Source organism: Kamptonema sp. UHCC 0994, from assembly GCF_029167235.1.
GTDB lineage: Bacteria > Cyanobacteriota > Cyanobacteriia > Cyanobacteriales > Microcoleaceae > Kamptonema.
Genome location: NZ_JARFTR010000253.1, coordinates 1 through 2,771, shown reverse-complemented (window position 1 = coordinate 2,771; position 2,771 = coordinate 1). Strand labels below are relative to the sequence as shown.

Genomic DNA, 2,771 nt, shown 5'->3' with positions numbered 1-2,771 from the left:
CGGTTCCTGTCTGTACCGCCCAGAGGGCGGCGTTACGAACAATAATGATATTATTGCAATCTAACTCGATCGCGATCGCATAGGAGATATAAAAAACATGAACCCTGAAATTTTCAATGCCGCATTTTTGTCTTTTACCCTAATTCTCGTAGGTTTAGCTGGTGGCTTCCTGTTACTCAAGCTTCAAGGCGGCGAAGAATAAGTTTTTCTAATGTATCTTTGGTGGGGCGGGGCGGGTTTACAGAACCTCTGGAAAGTATTACAGATGGTTGGTGAACCCGCCCCTACACCCCTTGTGGTTCTTTTACCGTATTTGGTATGACCCCACAAACCACAACCTTAAAAATTTTTACGATTTTTATTAACTTTTGTTAAAAAATGAGAAAAGTTCTGATAATATCGTTAGAAAGTTTAAGATTCCTCATAAATACCTGATGACTTTATTAATTGTAGGTGCCACAGGTACCCTCGGCAGACAGGTGGCTCGTCGTGCCCTAGACGAAGGGTATCAGGTGCGCTGTTTAGTACGGAATTACAGAAAAGCCGCCTTTTTAAAAGAATGGGGCGCGGAACTCGTACCGGGGAATCTGTGCGATCCAAAAAGCTTACCCCCAGCATTAGAAGGCGTTACAGCCATTATTGATGCTGCTACTGCGAAAGCTACCGACTCCTTGAGCGTTAAACAAGTAGACTGGGAAGGAAAGGTAGCACTGATTCAAGCAGCAGTCGCAGCAGACATCAAGCGCTTTATCTTCTTTTCATTTCTCGATGCTGAGAAATATCCCCAAGTACCGCTATTGGAAATCAAACGGTGTACGGAACTGTTTTTAGCAGAATCCGGCTTAAATTATACTGTTTTGAAACCTTGTGGCTTTATGCAAGGATTGATCGGTCAGTATGCGATGCCAATTTTAGATAGTCAGTCTGTTTGGGTTCCGGGGGCGAGTTCTGCGATCGCCTACATGGATACTCAAGATATCGCTAAATTTGCCATTCGCGCCCTTTCCGTAACCGAAACGGAGAAGAAAACCTTCCCCGTCGTCGGGCCCCGCGCTTGGGAAGCTGACGAAATCATCAGCCTCTGCGAACGCTTGTCTGGAAAACAAGCCAAAGTAACGCGCACGCCTAACAGCATATTGCGCCTTGCTAGTCAAGTAGCGAAGTGGTTTCAGTGGACTTGGAACATATCAGACCGGTTGGCTTTTGCCGAAGTTTTGGCAACGGGCAAACCCATAAAAGCTGCTATGGATGATGTCTATAGCGTTTTTGGGCTAGACCCCGCCGAAACAACAACCTTGGAATCTTACCTGCAAGACTACTTTAGTCGAATTTTGAAGAAACTAAAGGAATTAGAGTACGAGCAGGCTAAAACTAAGAAACGGACTCAAAAGATACCGTTTACATTTTAAAGTGCCGAAAGCTGGGATTATCTACAACGACGTTAAACCGATATCTTGTCGCGTAGCCGCCGAGTTACAAGACAAGCTGAGTTCCTATGGATGGGATGTCTGTGCCGTCTCTGGATCGGGAGGAATTTTGGGCTATTCTAGCCCCGATCGCCCGATGTGCCACACTCCGATCGATCAGCTTGTCCCTTCTGGCTTTGACAGCGAGATGAGATTTGCAGTGGTATTAGGGGGAGATGGCACGGTTTTGTCTGCATCTCGCCAACTTGCCCCCTGCGGCATCCCGATGCTGGCTGTGAATACGGGACACATGGGTTTCCTCACTGAGACTTACCTCAACCAGTTGCCGCAAGCTATGGAAAAGGTAATGAATGGGGAGTATGAAATAGAAGAACGGACAATGCTGGAAGTGCAGTTGATGCGGGATGACATCTGCTTGTGGGAGGCGTTGTCTTTGAATGAAATGGTGTTGCACCGCGAGCCCCTAACTTGTATGTGCCATTTTGAGGTGGCGATCGGGCGACACGCACCGGTAGATATTGCGGCGGATGGGGTAATTATTGCGACTCCGACGGGCTCGACTGCTTATTCGCTGTCTGCGGGGGGGCCTGTGATTACACCAGGGGTGTCTGTGTTGCAGTTATTGCCAATTTGTCCTCATTCTTTGGCTTCTCGCTCTTTGGTGTTTGCCGATACTGAAGAGGTGACGATTTATTCTGCGAGCCCGAATCGGTTGGTGATGGTGGCGGATGGGAACGGGGGATGTTATGTTTTGCCAGATGATAGAGTGCGAGTTTCGCGATCGCCCTATACTGCTAAGTTTATTCGGCTGCAACCTGCTGAGTTTTTCCACATTCTGCGGGAAAAACTGGGTTGGGGATTACCGCATATTGCTAAGCCGACTTCCGTTGAGTTGCCTTGAATTGTGAACGGTTAACGGTTAGCGGTTAACTCTTAACGGCTAACTGTTATAGCAACCGCCTTGGCGCTTGCTATAAATGCGATCGCGAACAAATCTTGTAGGGTTATCGGCAGTTGACAAAATACCTAAAATTACCTACATTTTAAACAGGTAATTCTCGGTAAAGCAGTGGACAGACTAATCTGAACTTGTTTTTGCTGTTTGTGAGTATCACGATACACAAATAAAGCAAGATTAAATCAAGCTCTATAATCAGATGACACTTACATACTGCAAAGCAATCCCGACACCTATAGATGAGTTGAATGCCATAGGCAAAACTCAGCTAGAAATGTTTTTGAGTGCTTACACACCAATATTTCACTCTTCAGTATGTGAAACCGTCAACTTTATGATGTTAGGAGAAGGATTTAATAAGTCGCAATGGAACACACACCTACAAA

General features: G+C 46.1%; 3 protein-coding genes and 1 pseudogene. All 4 read left to right on the top strand.

The window, feature by feature from the left end:
• The first annotated feature begins 97 nt into the window (after positions 1-97).
• On the top strand, positions 98-202 hold the full coding sequence (petM, locus tag PY364_RS22245) for a cytochrome b6-f complex subunit PetM (protein WP_272037131.1): 105 nt from the start codon (positions 98-100) through the stop codon (positions 200-202).
• A gap of 232 nt (positions 203-434) precedes the next feature.
• The gene (locus PY364_RS22240) at positions 435-1,409 is read left to right on the top strand and encodes an SDR family oxidoreductase (protein WP_275526361.1); all 975 of its coding nucleotides are present in this window, start codon (positions 435-437) and stop codon (positions 1,407-1,409) included.
• Position 1,410: 1 nt separating this feature from the next.
• Positions 1,411-2,328, top strand: coding sequence for an NAD(+) kinase (locus tag PY364_RS22235; protein ID WP_275526359.1), 918 nt, complete (start codon positions 1,411-1,413; stop codon positions 2,326-2,328).
• Between the two features lie 256 nt (positions 2,329-2,584).
• Positions 2,585-2,771 (top strand): annotated as a pseudogene (locus tag PY364_RS22230) (hypothetical protein); the annotation flags it as partial.